16 protein-coding genes are annotated in these 18,736 nt (G+C 70.4%); all 16 read left to right on the top strand.

Going from position 1 to position 18,736, the window contains the following annotated elements; genetic code table 11:
* The first annotated feature begins 10 nt into the window (after positions 1 to 10).
* The 16 genes from U4Y90_RS19155 to U4Y90_RS19080 are packed head-to-tail and all read left to right on the top strand — an operon-like array spanning position 11 to position 18,719.
* Positions 11 to 535, top strand: coding sequence for a phage tail protein (locus U4Y90_RS19155; RefSeq protein WP_321796822.1), 525 nt, complete (start codon positions 11 to 13; stop codon positions 533 to 535).
* Positions 532 to 1,224 (top strand): hypothetical protein, encoded by a 693-nt coding sequence (locus U4Y90_RS19150; protein WP_321796820.1) that lies wholly within the window; start codon positions 532 to 534, stop codon positions 1,222 to 1,224. The genes U4Y90_RS19155 and U4Y90_RS19150 overlap by 4 nt, the downstream gene beginning before the upstream one ends.
* The gene (locus U4Y90_RS19145) at positions 1,224 to 1,850 is read left to right on the top strand and encodes a hypothetical protein (protein WP_321796819.1); all 627 of its coding nucleotides are present in this window, start codon (positions 1,224 to 1,226) and stop codon (positions 1,848 to 1,850) included. The genes U4Y90_RS19150 and U4Y90_RS19145 overlap by 1 nt, the downstream gene beginning before the upstream one ends.
* Entirely contained in the window at positions 1,847 to 3,196 is a 1,350-nt protein-coding gene (locus tag U4Y90_RS19140) for a DUF4255 domain-containing protein (RefSeq protein ID WP_321796818.1), read from the top strand. The genes U4Y90_RS19145 and U4Y90_RS19140 overlap by 4 nt, the downstream gene beginning before the upstream one ends.
* The gene (locus U4Y90_RS19135) at positions 3,193 to 5,133 is read left to right on the top strand and encodes an ATP-binding protein (RefSeq protein WP_321796816.1); all 1,941 of its coding nucleotides are present in this window, start codon (positions 3,193 to 3,195) and stop codon (positions 5,131 to 5,133) included. Before U4Y90_RS19140 ends, U4Y90_RS19135 begins: the two co-directional genes overlap by 4 nt.
* Entirely contained in the window at positions 5,130 to 5,363 is a 234-nt protein-coding gene (locus U4Y90_RS19130) for a hypothetical protein (protein ID WP_321796815.1), read from the top strand. The genes U4Y90_RS19135 and U4Y90_RS19130 overlap by 4 nt, the downstream gene beginning before the upstream one ends.
* Positions 5,350 to 8,001, top strand: coding sequence for an eCIS core domain-containing protein (locus U4Y90_RS19125; RefSeq protein ID WP_321796814.1), 2,652 nt, complete (start codon positions 5,350 to 5,352; stop codon positions 7,999 to 8,001). Before U4Y90_RS19130 ends, U4Y90_RS19125 begins: the two co-directional genes overlap by 14 nt.
* Positions 8,002 to 8,003: 2 nt before the next feature.
* A complete protein-coding gene (locus U4Y90_RS19120; protein ID WP_321796813.1) occupies positions 8,004 to 8,663 on the top strand; it encodes a hypothetical protein in 660 nt (219 codons plus the stop codon).
* A gap of 37 nt (positions 8,664 to 8,700) precedes the next feature.
* On the top strand, positions 8,701 to 9,051 hold the full coding sequence (locus U4Y90_RS19115; protein ID WP_321796812.1) for a Base plate wedge protein 53: 351 nt from the start codon (positions 8,701 to 8,703) through the stop codon (positions 9,049 to 9,051).
* 7 nt (positions 9,052 to 9,058) lie between these two features.
* Positions 9,059 to 10,192, top strand: a complete 1,134-nt coding sequence (locus U4Y90_RS19110; RefSeq protein ID WP_321796811.1) for a hypothetical protein — start codon at positions 9,059 to 9,061, stop codon at positions 10,190 to 10,192.
* Positions 10,189 to 10,701: a phage baseplate assembly protein V gene (locus U4Y90_RS19105; RefSeq protein ID WP_321796809.1), complete on the top strand. Its 513-nt coding sequence runs from the start codon at positions 10,189 to 10,191 to the stop codon at positions 10,699 to 10,701. Before U4Y90_RS19110 ends, U4Y90_RS19105 begins: the two co-directional genes overlap by 4 nt.
* A gap of 9 nt (positions 10,702 to 10,710) precedes the next feature.
* Positions 10,711 to 11,028, top strand: coding sequence for a hypothetical protein (locus U4Y90_RS19100; RefSeq protein WP_321796808.1), 318 nt, complete (start codon positions 10,711 to 10,713; stop codon positions 11,026 to 11,028).
* Positions 11,029 to 11,042: 14 nt separating this feature from the next.
* Positions 11,043 to 11,414, top strand: coding sequence for a GPW/gp25 family protein (locus U4Y90_RS19095; protein WP_321796807.1), 372 nt, complete (start codon positions 11,043 to 11,045; stop codon positions 11,412 to 11,414).
* Positions 11,411 to 13,957 (top strand): putative baseplate assembly protein, encoded by a 2,547-nt coding sequence (locus U4Y90_RS19090; RefSeq protein ID WP_321796806.1) that lies wholly within the window; start codon positions 11,411 to 11,413, stop codon positions 13,955 to 13,957. Before U4Y90_RS19095 ends, U4Y90_RS19090 begins: the two co-directional genes overlap by 4 nt.
* Positions 13,954 to 16,602 (top strand): putative baseplate assembly protein, encoded by a 2,649-nt coding sequence (locus U4Y90_RS19085; RefSeq protein WP_321796805.1) that lies wholly within the window; start codon positions 13,954 to 13,956, stop codon positions 16,600 to 16,602. Before U4Y90_RS19090 ends, U4Y90_RS19085 begins: the two co-directional genes overlap by 4 nt.
* Positions 16,599 to 18,719, top strand: coding sequence for a hypothetical protein (locus U4Y90_RS19080; RefSeq protein WP_321796804.1), 2,121 nt, complete (start codon positions 16,599 to 16,601; stop codon positions 18,717 to 18,719). Before U4Y90_RS19085 ends, U4Y90_RS19080 begins: the two co-directional genes overlap by 4 nt.
* Positions 18,720 to 18,736: the final 17 nt, after the last annotated feature.

Genomic DNA, 18,736 nt, shown 5'->3' with positions numbered 1-18,736 from the left:
GAGAGACGACATGGCCCAGTTCTCCGTTAATCCGCAGCGCTTCGATCCGTACAAGAACTTCAAATTCCGGGTGAAGTGGGATGGCCGCTATGTGGCGGGCATCAGCAAGGTGTCGTCGCTCAAGCGCACGACCGAAGTCGTCGAGCATCGCGAAGGCGGCGATCCGTCTACGGGACGCAAGTCGCCGGGGCGCAGCAAGTTCGACGCGATCACGCTGGAGCGCGGCGTCACGCACGATCCCGAGTTCGAACGCTGGGCCAACAAGGTCTGGAACTTCGGCGCGGGGCTCGGCGCGGAAGTGTCGCTGAAGGACTTCCGCAAGGACCTGATTCTCGAGGTCTACAACGAGGCCGGGCAGCTCGCGCTCGCGTACAAGATCTTCCGCTGCTGGGTGTCGGAGTATCAGGCGCTGCCCGATCTGGACGCGAACGCGAACGCCATCGCGATTCAGCACATCAAGCTGGAAAACGAGGGATGGGAGCGCGACACGTCCGTCGGCGAGCCGGCGGAGCCGAGCTTCACCGAACCCGCATGAACGACGTTCTCACCCTCTGGGAGCGCGCCGCCGCCGCGCCGCCGGACGTCCGCGACGAAGCGCTGCTCGGCGCTGCCGCGCCCGCGTCGCTGTCCGCGCGCAACGCGGCGCTGCTGGCATTGCGCGCTCGGCTCTTCGGCGCGACGCAGCGGCTCGTCGCGGCGTGCCCCGGGTGCGCGGCGCAACTGGAGTTCGAGATCGATTGCGGCGCGCTCGCCCGTTCGCTGTTGCCGGCGCCGGACGCCGCCGGCGCGCACGAGCTGCGTCACGGCGGCTATCGCATCGTTTATCGCGTGCCGGAGAGTGGCGACTTGCGCGCCGCGGCGAACGCGGACGATTTCGCGACGGCGCTGTTGCGCCGCTGTGTCGCGCAGTGCGAACTCGGAGGCATCGCGCATGCCGTCGACACGCTTCCCGACGAAGTGACCGATGCGCTCTCCGATGCGCTCGACGCGCTGGAGCCCGGAACGTGCGTCGATTTCGACCTGCGCTGCGTCGACTGCGGCGTGCAATGGAATGCGCCGATGGACTGCGCCGCCGTGCTCTACGGCGAAGTGCGCGCGCGGGCCGAGGCGCTGCTCGTGGAGGTCGATGCGCTCGCGCGCGCCTATGGCTGGAGCGAGGCGCAGGTACTCGCGCTGAGCCCGACGCGGCGCGCCGCGTATCTGCAACTCGTGGGGGCCGCCTGATGCGCTTCTTTCAGCGCCTCGCTCCCGGCGCGCGCACGCAGAACGCGGTGCGTCCGGTGCTGACGCCGCGCGGCATGGAACCGCACGCGACGCTGCCCGACGCGGACACCGAGCGGTCGATGCCGCCACTACGCGCCATCGCGCCGGCCGGCGCACCCGATTCGCCGGCGCCGGATCGCATGGCAGCCGAGCGCGAAACGCCGCCGTCGGACAGCGTGGCCGCGCACGCGCCACGCTCCGTCGCACCGATACCCACGCGACCGCAACACGACGATCCGCCCGCGCAACCGCGAACCGCATCGCGGCCCTATACCGTCACGGGCGTGATGCACGCTGGCGAGCCCGCCGTCGAACCGATGCCCGCGCCGGTTTCCGGCGCAACGCCGCCCGCGCGCGCCGCTCACACCCGCGCGCCCGCCGCGCCTGCGCCAGAACGCCCGCTGAGCGCCGCCGCGCTTGCGCAGCGCATGCTGCCGGCCGCGCGCGAGGCGACCGTCGTGCACGTGACGATCGACCGTATCGACGTGCGCGCGCCCGCCGCGACGCCCGCGCCGCGCCCGCAGGCGAAGCCCCGCGCCACGCCGGCGATGTCGCTCGCCGACTATCTGCGCCGGGGCACGTCATGAGCTCGCCGCTCGCGATCGGCGCGGTGAGCGCCGTGCTGCGCAACCTGCTCGACAACGGCATGATCGAGGCGGGCGTGACGACCTTCGGCCCGGTCAACGTGACGGCGGTGCCGCCGGACACCATCGACCTGGATAACGCCGACGAGCCGCCACGCCTGAACCTCTTCCTGCACCAGGTCACGCCCAACGCCGGCTGGCGCAACGCGGGCCTGCCGTCGCGCGGCGCGGCGAGCGGCGAGCGGCTGACCAACGCGCCGCTCGCGCTCGACCTGCACTACCTGCTCACCGCGTACGGCCGCGCCGACTTCCAGTCCGAGATCCTGCTTGGCTACGCGATGCATCTGCTGCACGAGCGGCCCGTGCTCGACCGCGCCGCGATCCGGCGCGCGCTCGATCCGAGCCCGCTCGACGTGAGCATGCTGCCGCCCGCGATCCAGGCGCTCGCCGCGTCCGATCTCGCCGATCAGGTCGAACTCATCAAGGTCACGCTCGCGGCGATGGGCGGCGACGAAATGTCCCGGCTCTGGACCGCGATCCAGACGCACTACCGGCCATCGGCGGCGTATCACGTGTCGGTCGTGCTGATCGCGGGCGCGAAGCCCGGTGTCACGCCGCTGCCGGTGCTCTCGCGCGGACAGGTCGACAGCGCGACCCGACGCGACCGCGGCGTGATCGTGAATCCGGACCTGCTGCCGCCCTTGCCGACACTCTTCGGCGTCACGCCGCCCATCGACAAGAATCCCGCCGCGCGGCTCGGCGAGACGCTCACGATCGACGGCGTGCGGCTCGCGGGCAGCGGCCATCGCGTGCTTCTCGCGCACCGTCTCCTGAGCGCGCCGCTCGATCTCGGCCCGTCCGCGCCGAACGCGGCCGGAACGCGCCTGACCGTCGCGCTGCCCGACGACGGCCCCGCGCAAGGCGACTACGCCGCCGGGCAATGGGCGCTCAGCGTGCGCTTCACGCCGGCGGGCGAGTCGAATCCGCGCGAAACGAACGCCGTGCCGCTCATGCTCGCGCCCGTGCCGGTGATGGCCGACGACGCCGCGCTCGGCTTGTCGAAGATCTCCCTCGTGCGCGACCCCGCGACGCAACGCGTGACCGTTACGCTGCAAACGCGCCCGCAGGTGCGCCTCGCGCAGCAGGCGACGCTGATGCTCGACACCGTCGAGGCAAGCGCGCTCGCGCGCGGCGCGGCCGCCGATCCGCTCGTCTTCGAGTACCCGGCCACGCTCGTCGCGGGCGCGCACTGGCTGCGGCTGCGCGTCGACGGGGCCGACAGCGTGCTGATCGACCGCAGCGGTCCGGCGCCGGTCTTCGATCCGTCTTTGCGGGTGATCGTCCCATGAACCTGCACGACATGACCGCGTGGAGCGAGCGCAATCGAGACTGGCTGTCGGCGCGGCTCGGCTACTGGCGCGAGCGCCTGCGCGCGCTCGCCGACGACGACGCCCACGACGATGCGTGCGGCCTGCCTCCGGACGACACCGGCGACGGCTTCCGGCCGGCCGCGCACCGGCTTGCCGCGGCATTTCGCCTGTCCGCGTTCGAGACCGAGTTGCTCGTGCTGGCCGCGGGCGTCGAGATCGACGCGGCGCTCGGCGATGCCGTTGCGCGCGCGCAGGGCGATGCCGCCCAACGCGCGGCGGGCGTGCGCTTCGCGCTCGCGCTCGAATTGCTGCCGCACGCGCATTGGGATGCGATATCGCCGCTCGCGCCGCTGCGCGCGTGGTCGCTGATCGATGTCGATACTTCAGCGGGCCATGCGCGCGCGGCGCTGCGCATCGACGAGCGCGTGCTGCACGCGATCACCGGTGTCGAAGCGTTCGACGAGCGCCTCGCCGGCATCGCGCGCGCGCTCGACGTGGCCCCGGACATCGCCTGCCCCGGGATTGCCGATGTGATCGCCGGGGCGCTCGCCACGCAACCGGAAACGCTGATCGTGCTCGCCGACGCGCGGCTCGACGCGGAGCGCGTGCGCGCCGGGCGCTGGCTCGCCGCCTGTGCGTTGCGGCGCGCGGGACTGCGCGCGCTGTGGCTCGACGTGGCGGCACTCGCCGGGGATGCGCGCGAAGCCGCCGGCATCGCGCGGCGGCTCGCTCGCGAGGCGCGTCTGTCGCAAGCTGGTGTCGTCGTGGCGCTCGACGGCGACGCGTCCGCCCACGACGCCACGGTCACGCGCTTCGCCGCGACGCTGAACGCGCCGACCATCGTGCTCGGGGCGCCGTCCACGCGCACGCTCGCCGAATCCGACCGCCCGGTGCTGCGCTTTGCCGTGCCGCGCATGCGCGCCGTGGCGCGCGGCGACCTGCCGGTGCACGTGCTCACGGCGACCCGGCGCGCGCTGCACCAGTTTCACGTCGATCCGGCGTTGCTCGATCAGGCGCTGCGAACGGCCGCCCATCTCGGCGACAACGACGAGGACGGCGCCGAGCGCACGCTGTGGCACGCGCTGCGCGAGGCCGCGCGCGGCGGGCTCGATGCGCTCGCCGAGCGCATCGACAGCGGCACGTCGCTCGACGATCTCGTCGTGCCGGGCTTCGTCGCCGCGCAACTGCGCGAGATCGCCGCTCATCTGCGTCATCGACAGACGGTCTACGACGACTGGGGCTTCGGTCGCGGACAATCGCGCGGCCTCGGCATCGCCGCGCTGTTCGCGGGCGAATCCGGCACCGGCAAGACCATGGCCGCCGAAGCGATCGCCAACGCGGCGCGGCTCGACTTGTACCGCATCGACTTGTCGGGCGTCGTCAGCAAGTACATCGGCGAGACGGAGAAGAACCTGGCGCGCCTCTTCGACGCCGCCGAGGCGAGCGGCGCGATCCTGCTCTTCGACGAAGCCGACGCGATGTTCGGCAAGCGCAGCGACGTGAAGGACAGTCACGACCGCTACGCGAACATCGAGGTCGCGTATCTGCTGCAGCGGATCGAGTCGTATCGCGGCCTCGCGATCCTGACGACGAACATGAGGAGCGCGCTCGATCGCGCGTTCCTGCGGCGGCTGCGCTTCATCGTGCAGTTTCCGTTTCCCGATGCGCGCTCGCGCGAGCAAATCTGGCAACGGCAGATTCCGCGCGACGCGCCGTCCGGGCGCATCGACTTCGCGGCGCTCGCGCGCCTGCAGCTCACGGGCGGCAGCATCCGCTCCGTGGCGCTGCACGCCGCGTTCCGCGCCGCCGACGCCGGCCGCGCGATCGATCACGCACTGCTGGTCGAAGCCGCACAGATCGAGCACGCGAAGCTGGAGCGCGCGATGAGCACCACGCACAATGGGAGTCCGCAATGAACACGGTGAACGTGCGCATCGGCCGGCTGGTCGTCGACGCGCCGCTTCGAGGCGAAGCCGCGCAATGGGACGAGGCTATCGGTCGCGCGCTCGCCGCGCGTCTGTCGGGCGCGGGCATCGCTCGGGCGCACGTCCCGGAGACGATCGCGCGGCACGTCGCGGAACGCCTGAGCGAATCCACATCGGCCACGCGCGCCGCGCCGCACGGAGTTCGACATGGCCGGGTCTAGTCCGCGACCGGTCGCGCGCGCACCGGAGCCAGATCACGCCGTCCGGCCGGCGCGCCTGCTGCGCAAGTGCGCGTGCGGAGCGCCCTCGCCGGGCGGCGAGATGTGCGACGAATGCAAGGGCAAGCTGCGGGCGAAGCCGGCCGCGGGCCCGGCGCCGGTGCGCGACGCGCCGCCGAGTGTCGAACGGGCGCTCGCGGGCGGCGGCCGTCCGCTCGACGCCGCGCTGCGCCAGGACATGGAGCGGCGCTTCGGCCACAGCTTCTTCGACGTGCGCGTGCATGACGACGCACAGGCCCAGGCCTCGGCGTCGGACGTCGGCGCGCGAGCCTACACGGCGGGCCGGCATGTCGTCTTCGCGGCGGGGCAATATGCGCCGCGCGCCCAGGAAGGCCGGCGCCTGCTCGCGCACGAACTCGCCCACGTCGTGCAGCAACGCACGGCGGCGCCGGTCGTGCGCGCCAAGCCGAAGAAAAAGGGCGGCGACAAGCCCGCGAAGCCCGCCGTGCCGCAGATCTGCGGGCGCGATTCACGCAAGGTCAAAGGCAACTGGATCACCAAGGTGAACATCGACGTGGGCAGCAATACGCTCACGATCGAGTGGGACGATCCGTCGACGGCGCCCGCGCTCAGCAAGGGCACGCACGCGATATCGCCGGGCACGGGCAAGTGCTGCGTCGACTGCGACGACGAGAAGACGAGCCAGACGGACGGCAGCCTGTGCACGCCGAAAGGGAGCACCTGGAAAGTCTCCGACACCGGATGCGCCCTCGGCGGTCATCCGAGCGCGAAGAATCCGAGCTATTTCCAGCGCGGCGGGATCGCCATCCATAGCGGCAACACGGCGAGCCCGCCCCGCTCGCACGGCTGCTCCCGGACTTCGGTGCAGATCTCGGAGCTGATCCACGACAACGTGGTGATCGACAAGACCGACGTCGCGGTGAGCGGCACCTGGTCCGGCACGCAGTGCTACATGAACGGCAAGACCGACACACTCTCGAACCGCAAGGATGTCTGCGACGGCAACACGCTGAAGAAGAGCGAGCCGAAGGGCAAGAAGGCGTCGCTGGAACCGCAGCCGGACGAAGACGCCACGCCGGAACTGCTCGCCGACGGCCCCGGGCCGGGCAACGAGCCGGCATCGGAAGAGCCCGACGACGAAGCCGCGCTCGCCGGACTGGAAACCGAAGAAACGGACGACGACCGCGGCGGCGAATCCGTGATGCAGACCAAGCTCGCCGTGGGCGCGGCCGACGATCCGCTCGAACGCGAGGCCGATCGCGTCGCGGATCGCGTGCTGGCGTCCGACGCGGCCAGCGAGCGCATCGCGCCCGGACAGACCAGCGCGCCGGTCGTGCAGCGCGACTCCCAGCCCGCATCGCCGAATGCGCTGGACAAGACCGCGCAAGCGATCGTCGATGCCGCCAGGGACGCGAAGACCGACGTCGCCCAGCGCGCCGTCGACGCGGTCTGGGCGATCCTCAGAGCCTATTACCCCGATGAAGTCTCGAAGATCAGCAAGGTCGTCTACGACGAGAACGAAATCGGGCTCGCGACGGAGCCTGTCGGACGAGGCGCCTCGCTGACCGGCAAGATCACCGTCGGGCGGTACTTCGTCACGGAAATCGACAAGTTCGCGCGGCGCGTGCTGCAGGTCGGCCACGAGCTGCAGCACGTCGATCAGGAACGCGGCGGCATGAGCGGCGACAAGAAGAAGGACGAGCGCGAATTCCTCGCCTATGCGTGGGCCGCGATGCAGGCGCCCAAAGCGGGCACCGGACGCATCAGCTACGTGACCCGGCGCGACACGATCGATTGCGCGCTCGGCCACTACTACTGCCTCGAAGCCAGCGACCAGACGAAATACGAGGACAAGAAAAAGCAGTTGCTCACCAAACGCGACGAGGTCAATGGCAAGGGCGGCAATCCGGCAACCGATCCGCCGACAAGCTGCAAGCCATGCAGCCCGAAAAAGGACGGCAGGACCGACAAGCCGGGCAAGTCGTCCGCGCCGGGCGCGCCAGTCAAGGCATCGGCGCAGCCATCGACGACCACGGTCACATCGGCCGAAGTGAACCGTGCGAGCGCGCGCAAGTCGCCCGAATTCTCGGTCGCGGCGGGCGGCGAAGCGGAACGCTCGCGCGAAGGCACGGAGGGCAAGGCGACGCTGAGCTTCGAGGCGTCGATCCCGCTCGCCGATCTCATGCGGCCCGGCGGCCTGCACGCGGGCAGCATCGGCGGTTCGCCGCTCAGATTCTTCGACGAATTCAGCCTGGAACCTGGCGTCGATCTCGCGAGCGGCCCGCAAGGACGTCTCGTCACGCCGCTCGCGCTGGAGGCATCGCTGAAGATGGTCAGCATCGAGTGGCTCAAGGACGCAACGCACGACAAGTTCACGCTCGGGCTCGGCCTCGAAGGCAAGGCGTCCGGGGAATACACGCCGCAGACGGGCGAAGGCAAGGTCGAGCTGGGCGGCGCGGCGGGCCTCGAAGCCGAGTACAAGCCGTGGGAGCACGTCTTCATCAAGGTCGAGGCCAAAGGCGAAGGCAAGTACAGCAAGTCGGGCGATGCGCGGTTCGAGTGGAACGGCGTGTCCTTCACGGCCGGCGGCAAGATCGGCTTCGAATTCGGAGGTGACTGACGATGAGCCTCACCGCATCGCCCAGGCTCGTGAAAGGCGGCCTCGTGATCCTCGCGCCGGGCGGCGGCGCGGTGCGGCGCACGATCGCGCTGCAGTACAACCCCGATACGCTCACGCGCAGCTATCAGGTGCAAGGCATCGGCGGCGACGGCGGCGGCGAGCGCGCACAGCCGTTCCGCCTCAAGGGACCGGCGATCGAGAGCATCAAGCTCGACGCCGAAATCGACGCCACCGACCAGCTCGAATTCCCCGACAGCCACGCGAACACAGTCGCTTTCGGCATCGCGCCGCAGCTCGCCGCGCTCGAGGCGCTCGTCAATCCGGGCGTCGACGAGCTGCTCGCCATCGCCTCGCAAAGCGCGAGCGGCACGCTCGAGATCATCCCGCCCGAAGCGCCGCTCGCGCTTTTCATCTGGAGCGCGAGCCGCGTCGTGCCGGTGCGCGTGACGGAGCTTTCGATCACCGAGGAAGCCTTCGATCCGGCGCTCAACCCGCTGCGCGCGAAGGTGTCGCTCGGGCTGCGCGTCATGAGCACCGACGATCTCGGCTTTACGCACAAGGGCGGCACGATTTTCCTCGGTCATCTGCGCGCGCGGGAATCGCTCGCGAACCTCACCGGCGGCGCCACGCTCGCGTCGCTCGGCATCGGCAACCTGCCCTGAGCGCGGCCACGACCAAAAACGAGGAGGCGCAGCCCTCATGACCACCGATCCCGTCCAGTTGCTGATCGAAGCCGGCGCGATTCCGTCGAATCCGTTCGGCGCGGACAGCCGTTATCAGGGCGTCGCGCTCGGCGCGCACGTCGCGCGTCCCGGCGAACCGGGCCGGCCCTACGTGCTGCGCCGCTTCATTCCGCAGCGGCGCGCGATCACCGTCGCCGTCGAGCACATCGTGACGAGCGGCGAGCGCCCGGACCTGCTCGGCGCCGCGGCGCTCGGCAACGCGCTGCTGTACTGGCGCATCGCCGACGCCAACGCCGTGCTCGATCCGTTCGAGCTCACCGACACGCCCGGCCGCCGCGTCGCGATTCCCTTGCCCGTGGGCCTGTGAGCACGCCATGTCGATCCTTCAAGGCGGCGTCCAGCTCTCGCTCTACATCGGTCCGGTGCCCGTCGCGGCGCCTCGGGAAGCGGTGGAGTCGCTCGTGCACGCGAAGGTGGAAAGCGGCTCCGGCGATGCGCAAAGCGGCTTCGAGCTGACCTTCGAACTGCCCGCCCGCTCGCCGCTGCGCACGCTCTTTCTCGTCGCGGGCGGCGGCGGCGTGCCGCTGATCCGGGTGGTGCTCGTCGTCACGATCGACGGCGTCGCCGAATCCATCATCGACGGCGTGACGACCAACGTCGAAACGGAGCCCGGCCAGGGCGGCGTCGCGCGGCTCGTCGTCAAGGGCAAGGACCTGTCCGCGCTGATGGATATCGTCGAGCTGCCCGGCATTCCGTTCCCCGCGATGCCGCCCTCGGTGCGCGTGCTCCTGTGCCTCGCCAAGTACGCGGCGCTCGGCGTGATCCCGATGGTCATTCCCGGCATCCTCGACGTTCCGCCGCTGCCCGTGCAGCAGATTCCGCAACAGCGCGGCAGCGACTACGCGTATGTGAAGCGCCTCGCCTCCGAATCCGGCTACGTGTTCTATCTGGAGCCGGGGCCGTCGCCCGGCACGTCGAAGGCGTACTGGGGGCCGGAGATCCGTGTCGGCGAGCCGCAAGCCGCGCTCACGACCAACATGGACGCGCTGAGCAACGTCGAAAACATGTCGTTCAACTTCGACAAGGAGCGCAAGACGATGCCCATCGTGTTCTTTCAGGAGAGCGTCAGCAAGGTGCCGATTCCGGTGCCGATCCCCGACATCACGCCGCTGAACCCGCCGCTCGGCATCGTGCCGCCGCTGCCGCCCAAAATCGAGCAGCTCGACCGCACCGCGCATCTCCCGGCGCCGCAGGCGCTGATGGCGGGCCTCGCCTATGCGAGCCAGCACAGCGATTCGGTGTTCGGCAACGGCTCGCTCGATGTCGCGAAATACGGCCGGCTGCTGAAATCGCGCCGCCTCGTGGGCGTGCGCGGCGCGGGACTGCCCTTCGACGGCCTCTACTACGTGAAGCGCGTGACGCACGAGATCGAGCGCGGCTCGTACAAGCAGAGCTTCTCGCTCGCGCGCAACGCGCTGATTTCAACGCTTCCCTCGGTGCCGGTATGAGCGCCTCTCCCCTCTATGGCAAGTATCGCGGCACGGTCGTCAACAACGTCGACCCGATGCAGATCGGCCGCATCCAGGTGATGGTGGCCGACCTGGCGGGCCTCGTTCCCGGCACCTGGGCGATGCCCTGCCTGCCCTCCGCCGGGATCAACACCGGCGTGTTCACCGTGCCGATGATCGGCTCGGGCGTGTGGATCGAGTTCGAGCGCGGCGACCCGGACTATCCGGTCTGGGTGGGCGGCTACTGGGGCAGCGCCGCCGAAGTCCCGGCGCTCGCGCACGCCGTGCCGCCCGGCGTCTCGGGCATCACGCTGCAGACGACGCTCAAGAACGGCATCGTCATCAGCGATCTGCCCGGGCCCGCCGGCGGCATCATGATCCAGACGACCACCGGCGCGATGATCTCCGTGAGCGACGCGGGCATCATCATTTCCAACGGCCGTGGCGCGATCATCAACATGACCGGCCCGACGGTGGACGTCAACATCGGCGCGCTCACCGTCGTCTAGGACGCCGCCATGCCCGCCCCCGTTCTCCATCTCGGCGCCACTGTCCTGTGCTCGCACGCGGGCCAGGCCACGCCGCTCGCGCCGTTCGCGCGCGTGCTGCTCTCGGGGCAGCCGGCCGTCACGCTGACGAGCCCTTACGCGATCGCAGGCTGCGCGCTGACCGGCACGCCCAATCCGCCCTGCGCGACCGCGCAATGGATCGCGGGCGCCGCGCGCGTCATGGCGGGCGGCGCGCCCGTCGCCACGATGACGGGCATGGCCACGTGCATTCCGACCGGCACGCCGCTCCTGCCGGTCGCGGCGCAGGCGCGCGTGCTCGCGACCTGAGAGGAACGACTGCAATGAGCGATTTCCTCGACTTCCCCTATCACTTCGACGGCCGCGGCCGCAGCGCGGTCACGGCTCGCGAGGACCACATCCGCGATCTCATCGAACAGGTGCTTTTCACGGCGCCCGGCGAGCGCGTGATGCGCCCGGACTTCGGCAGCGGCCTGCTCGCGCTCGTGTTCGAGCCCAACAGCACGACGCTCGCCGCGACCACGCAGACGCTCGTGCAGGGCGCGCTGCAGCAGTACCTCGCGGATCTGATCGCGGTGCAGGGCGTGAGCGTCGTCAACGACGACGGCGCGCTGCGCGTGACCGTGCGATACGTCGTGCTGCTCGATCGCAGCACGCACGTCGCCAGCTTCGGCGCGCCGGGGGCCGCATCATGACCTTCCATTGCTGCGACCAGCGCCGTCTGGAAGTCATCAAGCTGCATGGCAGCGATAACGGCATCGAGTTCCTCGAAGTGCTGGACAAGGCCGCGCCGCCGGGTGCGCCGCGCCAGCAGACGCTGTTCGTGCGCCTCTTGCGCAGCGGCTTCACGCTCACGCCCGACAACCTGCGCATCACCGGCGGCGAGCGCATCGCGACAGTGGGCGTCGTCTGGTGCGCGAGCGCCGATGCGCTGCCGCCGCAAGCCGAGCCGCATCTCGCCGACACGGTCGACGACCCGTCGCACACGCTCGTGATCCGCACCGACAGCAGCGGCGACCGTTCGACCTACACGCTCGCGATCGTCGCGAATTCCGGCAGCGACGACCCGCCGGCGGGCTTCGATCCGAAGCTGTCGTCGATCGGCTTTTCGTTCAAGGTCGAATGCGCGTCGGACTACGATTGCGGCGCGACGCCCGCGTGCCCGCCCGCATCCGGCGGCACGCCCGACATCGACTATCTCGCCCGGGACTATCCGGGCTTCAGGCGGCTGATGCTCGACCGCCTGAGCCTGCTCGCGCCGGGCTGGGCCGAGCGCTCGGCGGCGGACGTGGGCGTGACGCTCGTCGAGCTGCTCGCTTATGCCGCCGACAATCTTTCGTACCGGCAGGACGCGATCGCCAACGAGGCGTATCTCGCGACGGCGCGACGGCGCGTTTCCGTGCGACGCCACGCGCGTCTCGTCGACTATCGGATGCACGAAGGCTGCAACGCGCGCGTGTTCGTCCACTTTCAGGTCACGGGCAAGAACATCGCGCTCGCGCAAGGCACGGCGCTCCTCACGCAGATGCCGAAACTGGATACGGCCGTGAAGCCCGCGAGCCCCGCGCTGCGCGATGCGATCGCCGCGGGCGCGCTGGTATTCGAAACGGCGCACGACGCCACGCTCGACGAAGCCCTCAACGAGTTGCCGTTCTACACCTGGGGCGACCTCGGCTGCTGCCTGCCGCGCGGCTCGACCCGCGCGACGCTGCGCAAGCATGTCAGCCCGCTCGCGACCGGCGACATCCTTGTGTTCGAGGAAATCACGAGCCCCACCACGCTCGTCGACGCGGACGCCGACCGCGCGCACCGCTGGGCCGTGCGGCTCACCTCGGTCACGTTCGCGAGCGACCCGTCGGGCGGACTGTTCGACGAGGTGCCCGATAACGCCCCGCGCGACGTCACCGAGATCGCCTGGGACGCCGCCGACGCGCTGCCCTTCGCGCTGTGCGTGTCGGTGGCGGCGGACCCCGGCGTGAAGATCAGCGTCGCGCGCGGCAATATCGTGCTCGCCGATCACGGCATGAGCATCGCGAACGAACCGCTCGGCGACGTGCCGACGTCCACGCTGACGATCGCCCCCGCCACGCCCGCCGGCGCCTGCATCAAGCCCGATCCGGCGCCCGTGCCGCCGCGCTACCGGCCCGCGCTCGCGAACGCGCCGCTCACGCACGGCTTCGATCTCGCCGGGCTGCTGGCGGTGCCCGTCGCGCAGGACGAGGCGTGGTGGCCCGCCAGTTCGCTGCTCGCGATCGCCGCGCGCGACGCGACGCCGCGCATCGCGTCGCTCACGGCCACGCTGGGCGCGGTGACCGAGCCGTGGACGCCGCGCCGCGATCTGCTGGAGAGCGGCGGCGACGCGAGCGATTTCGTCGTCGAGATCGAGGACGACGGCACCGCGCGCCTGCGCTTCGGCGACGACGTCAACGGCAAGCGGCCGGACGCCGGGACGCGCTTCACGATCGGCTACCGCGCGGGCAACGGCGTGGCGGGCAACGTGGGCGCCGACGCCGTCACGCACGTCGTGACCACGATCTCCGGCGCCTTCGATGCCGTGCGCAACCCGCTGCCCGCGGCGGGCGGCGTGGACCCGGAAGACATCGAGGCCGTGCGCCGCGACGCGCCGCAGGCCTTCCGCACGCAGGAGCGCGCGGTCACGCCCGCCGACTACGCGGCCGCCGCCGAGCGCCGCGCGGATGTCCAGCGCGCCGCCGCCACGTTCCGCTGGACGGGCAGCTGGTACACGGTCTTCGTCACCGCCGACCGCTTCGGCGGCGGCGCCGTCGATGCGCTTTTCGCGAGCAGGCTGCGCCGGCATCTGGAGCGCTTTCGCATGGCAGGGTACGACATCGAGGTGAACGGCCCGCGCAACATCGCGCTCGACGTGGCGCTGCACGTCTGCGTGAAGCCGGATTATTTCCGCGCCGACGTGCTCGCGGCCGTGCAGACCGCGCTTTCGAGCGGCGTGCTGTCCGACGGCACGCCAGGCGTATTTCATCCGGACAACTTCACGTTCGGGCAGCCGGTGTATCTGAGCCGCGTCGTGGCTGCCGCTCAGCGCATCGAAGGCGTGGACGCGGTGCGGCCGGAAGTGTTCCAGCGCCTCGTCAATCCGAGCCCGACTTCGCTCGCCGACGGCGTGATCGCGATCGGCGATCTGGAAATCGCGCAGCTCGCCAACAACCCGAACTTCCCCGAACGAGGAAGACTCACCGTGCATGCCGGAGGCGGCAAATGAGCAACCCTGTTCCCGATCTCAAGGCGCACGTGCCGCCGCTGCCGCCCGGCAGCGAAGTGTGCGGCTGCTGCGAAGGGATCGCCGTCGAGACGCCGCAGGGGCTCTACAACCGCGACGGGCTGTCCGTCATCGCTTACCGAATCGGCGACTACGCGCGCTTTCGCGCGAGCCTGCACGCGTCGCTGTCGGCGGCGCGCTTCTCGCGGCTCGGCAAGCTGCGCACGCGCGACGACGACGATTTCACCATCGGCCTGATCGACGCCTTCGCCTGCTGCGCCGACGTGCTCACGTTCTATCAGGAGCGCATCGCGAGCGAGTCGTACCTGCGCAGCGCCGTCGAGCGCGTGTCGCTGCAGGAGATGGGCAAGCTGATCGGCTATCGGCTGCGTCCGGGCGTGGCGGCGGAAACCTGGCTCGCCTTCGCGCTGGAGACACCGCCCTCGCCGCCGCCCGCGCAAACGCCGGAGCCGGGCAGCTTCATCAGCGGCGTGCCGGCGGCCCTCGCGCTCGATTCCGGTCTCAAGGTGCAGAGCATTCCCGGGCCGAACGAAAAGCCGCAGACTTTCGAGACAGTGGAAGCACTCGCCGACGCGCGCCCGGCATGGAACGCCGTCCGCCCGTGGATGACGGCGACGATCCGCCCCGGCCGCAACGATACGCACACATACGTCGCCGGGGTGCGCGGCGACCTGAAGCCCGGCGACGCTCTGGTTTTTCTCGGCGATGAATTCCTCGGCAACACCAACGGCAACAACTGGGATTTCCGTCTGATCGACGGCGTCGAGCCGCAGGCCGACAACCGCACGCTGCTCGTGCGCTGGAAGCGCGGCCTCGGCTCCATCGCGCCGTTCGCCAATCCGGCCGCGCAGAACCCGCAAGTCCACGTGCTGAAAAAGCGCGCCGCCGTGTTCGGCCACAACGCGCCGATGTGGGCCAGCATGACCTACAGCTTCCGCTACAACTATCCGGGCGGCCACGACGCCAGCGACAACCTCGCCGCGGACTGGCCGAATTTCGTCGTGTCGCCGGCGGGCGCCACGTCGACGGGCGGCTACGTCGACCTCGACGCGGTCTACGCCGAAGTTCGCACCGGCAGCTACGTCGTGCTCGCCAAGGGCGGCTTCAACTATCCGGCCGAGCCCGCGCCCGCGCTAACCTATGTCGAACTGTACGCGGTGAGCAATGTCGCCGAGGCGTCGCGGGCGGAATTCGCGCTGTCGGGCAAGGTGTCGCGGCTGCAACTGCAGGGCGCCAACTACGCGAGCCAGTTCCGCCAGAACGTGCGCGAGACGGCCGTGTTCGCGCAGTCCGAGCCGCTCGCCTTCGCCGACTACCCCGTCACCGACGATGTCGCGGGCGACCGCATCCCGGTGAACATCGGCGCGGATGGCCTGTTGCCCGGCCGCAGGCTCGTCGTCAAGGGCACGGAGTCGGCGGGCGGCCACGCCGTAGTCGTGCAGGCCACGCTCGTCGCCGTGCATCCGGTGAGCGGCACGCGCTGCGAACTGGAGATCACGCCGCCGCTCGCGAGGCCGCTTTCGCGCGACAGTGTCGTCGTGCACGCGAACGTGGCGCTCGCGTCGCACGGCGAATCCGTCGCGCAGATACTCGGCAGCGGCGACGCGAGCCAGGCCTTTCAGCGCTTCGAGCTGAAGCAGTTGCCGCTCACCTGCCGCACCGCCGACAACGAGCTCGGCGCGGCCGCCGAACTGACCGTGCGCGTGAACGATGTCGCCTGGCACGAGCGGCCCACGATGTACGGCGCGCCGCCGACCGAGCGCGCATACGTGCTCGCCGTCGACGAGCAAGGCCGCGAGTTCGCGGTCTTCGGCGACGGCGCGCGCGGGGCGCGGCTGCCGAGCGGCTCGAACAACGTGCGCGCCGCGTATCGCAAGGGTATCGGGATCGACGGCAACGTCGCGGCCGACACCCTCACACAGTTGATGAGCCGCCCGCTCGGGCTCAAGAGCGTGAGCAATCCAGCCGATGCGCAAGGCGGCGCCGATCCCGAAGCGCCCGGCGAGACACGCCGCTCGATGCCGCTCTTCACGCGCACGCTGGGCCGCGCGGTGTCGCTGCTGGACTATGAGGACTTCGCCCGCGCGTTCAGCGGCATCGCCAAGGCGCAGGCGCAGGTGCTGAATCTGCACGCGGGCACGACCGTCGTGATCACCGTCGCCGGTCCCGAAGACGCCGCGCTCACGCCTGACAGCCCGGTCTGGAAGCATCTGCTGGGCGCGCTCAAGGACAGCGGCGATCCGCACGTCGCGGTGCAGCTCGTGGCCTGCCGTTCGAGCACGTTCAGGCTCGGCATCAAGGTCAGGCGCGATCCGGACTACGAAGCGAAGACCATGCTCGCGGCGGTCGAGTCGGCCTTGCGCGCGCACTTCGCCTTCGATGCGCGCGAGCTCGCGCAGCCGGTGCAGCAATCGGACGTGATCGCGGTGGCGCAGAACGTGCCGGGCGTCGTCGCGGTGGATCTGACGCGGCTCTACGGCGGCACGTATGCTCCCGCGCAAACGGCGGTGTCCCTTCAGGTGCGTCTGCTCGCTTCGCGCATGCAGGTGAGCAACGGCGTCGCGATGCCCGCGGAGCTGCTGACGCTCGATCCGGAGCCGTTCGATCTGCTGGAGGAAATGACATGAGCAGCCTGACGGCGGACCGCCTCTACACTCTGCTGCCCGCGCTTCACCGGCTCCGCGACGCCGCACAGGGCGAACCCCTGCGCGACCTCCTCGCCGCGTTCGCGCAGGAATTCGCCGCGCTCGAGGAGAACGTCGAGCAGCTCTACGACGATCAGTTCATCGAGACCTGCGCGGCGTGGGTGGCCCCTTACATCGGCGATCTGATCGGCTATCGGCCGCTGCACGGCGTGTCGCCGCGCATTGCGTCGCCGCGCGCGGAGGTGGCGCACACCATCGCGTTCCGGCGCCGCAAGGGCACCGCGCTGATGCTCGAGGAACTCGCGCAGGACGTGACCGACTGGCCCGCGCACGCCGTCGAGTTTTTCGAGCAGCTCGCCACGACGCAATACATGAAGCACGTGCGCCTGCAAGCGCCCGCCACCGCCGACCTGCGCAACCTGCCCGCGCTGTTCCGCCAGGGCGGCGCGTTCAACGAGATCGCGCATACCGCGGAGATGCGCCGGCCCGAAAGCGGATCGGGGCGCTACAACATTCCGAATGTCGGCATCTTCCTGTGGCGGCTGCTCGCGCTGCGCCTTTCCGCGATTCCGCTCACGCCCGACGCAGGCGACGGCAGCGGGCGCAGGTTCCGCTTCGATCCGCTGGGCGCGGATCGGCAGCTCTTTCGCCGCGCTCTGACCGAAGACGACATCAGCCATCTGGCCGAGCCGGTCAACGTGCCCGAGCCGCTCAACGTGCGGCTGATGGCGCTCGCCGTGCGCGCATCGCAGGCGAGCGTGATCCCGGCACCCGACGCGCGTCCGGACGACGACTACGGCCCCGGCGAAAGCATCACGCTGTTTCGGCCCGGCGACCCGCCGACGCCGCTGCCCGTCGCCGCGATCCGCGTCTGCGATCTGCGCGACATGCTCGATGCCGGCGGCAACGTCATCGGCTGGAATCACGAGGACGGCGTGCCGGCGGGCACGATCGGCATCGATCCGGAACGCGGCCGCGTGCTGCTCGGCGCAGCGGCCGACGGACCGCTCGTCGCCACGTTCCACTACGGACAGCTTCGCGCGATCGGCGGCGGCGAGTACGCGCGCGCGCCGGAAGGCGGCGATCTGGCCGCGCAGCGCACGGTCGCGCGCGGCAACACGTTCCAGGCCGATCTGGACGCGCTCGCGAGCGGCGGCAGGCTCGTCATCGAGGACAGCTACACCTACGCGCAGACGCCGGTCTTCAAGGTCGACGACGTCCTCGCGCCCGATGCGCCGGGACTGAGCGTGGTCGTCGCGGCCGCGGACCCGGCGCGTCCGCTGATCGCGGCGAGCGGCCCGGTCACGCTGGCCATCGGCGCGCGCGGCCGGCTCGTGATCGACGGGCTCGTGTTCAGCGGAGGCCCGCTGCAACTGCCCGCATTCGCCGATGTCGAGCCGCGCGAACTCGTGCTGCGCGACTGCACGCTGGTGCCGGGCCTCGCGCTCGCGCCCGATGGAACGGCGCGTTCGCCCGGCGCGGCGAGCCTCGTCGTCGGTCATCCGTTCGCGAAGGTGACGCTCGAGCGCTGCATCGTCGGCGCCGTGCGCGCGGTGGCCGACGCGCAGGTCGCGCTGCACGACTGCATCGTCGATGCGGGTGCGCCGGACAACACCGCGTACGCAGCCGACGACACCGGGCTTGCCGGCGCCGAATTGAGCGCGAGCGAATGCACGCTGATCGGCAAGGTGCACACGAAGCTGATGCGGCTCGCGTCGAACTGCATCTTCTTCGGGCAACTCGGGCCGAAGCCGGGCGAGACGTGGACGGCGCCGCTCATCGCGGTACGCAGGCAGGAAGGCTGCATGCGCTTCTGTTACGTGCCGCGCGGCTCGATCGCGCCGCGCCGGTTCAAGTGCGTGCCCGACGACGCGCATCCCGGCGTGCTGCCGCACTTCACGTCGCTGCGCTACGGCGATCCTGGCTACGGGCAACTGCGCGACGCCACCGATGCCGCCATCCGCGAGGGCGCGGAGGACGGCAGTGAAATGGGCGTCGGAAAGCCGCTGTTTCAGCCGCTGCGCGAGACCAACCTGCGCATCCGGCTGGACGAGTATCTGCGCTTCGGCCTGCGAGCCGGCATCTTCCACGCAACCTGAGAATGCGTTTCCAGGAG

It is taken from the genome of Caballeronia sp. J97, from assembly GCF_905220305.1.
In the GTDB taxonomy this organism is placed as follows: Bacteria; Pseudomonadota; Gammaproteobacteria; order Burkholderiales; family Burkholderiaceae; genus Caballeronia.
Note: the sequence above shows the minus strand (reverse complement) of the source record. Positions and strands in the feature narration are given on the sequence as shown.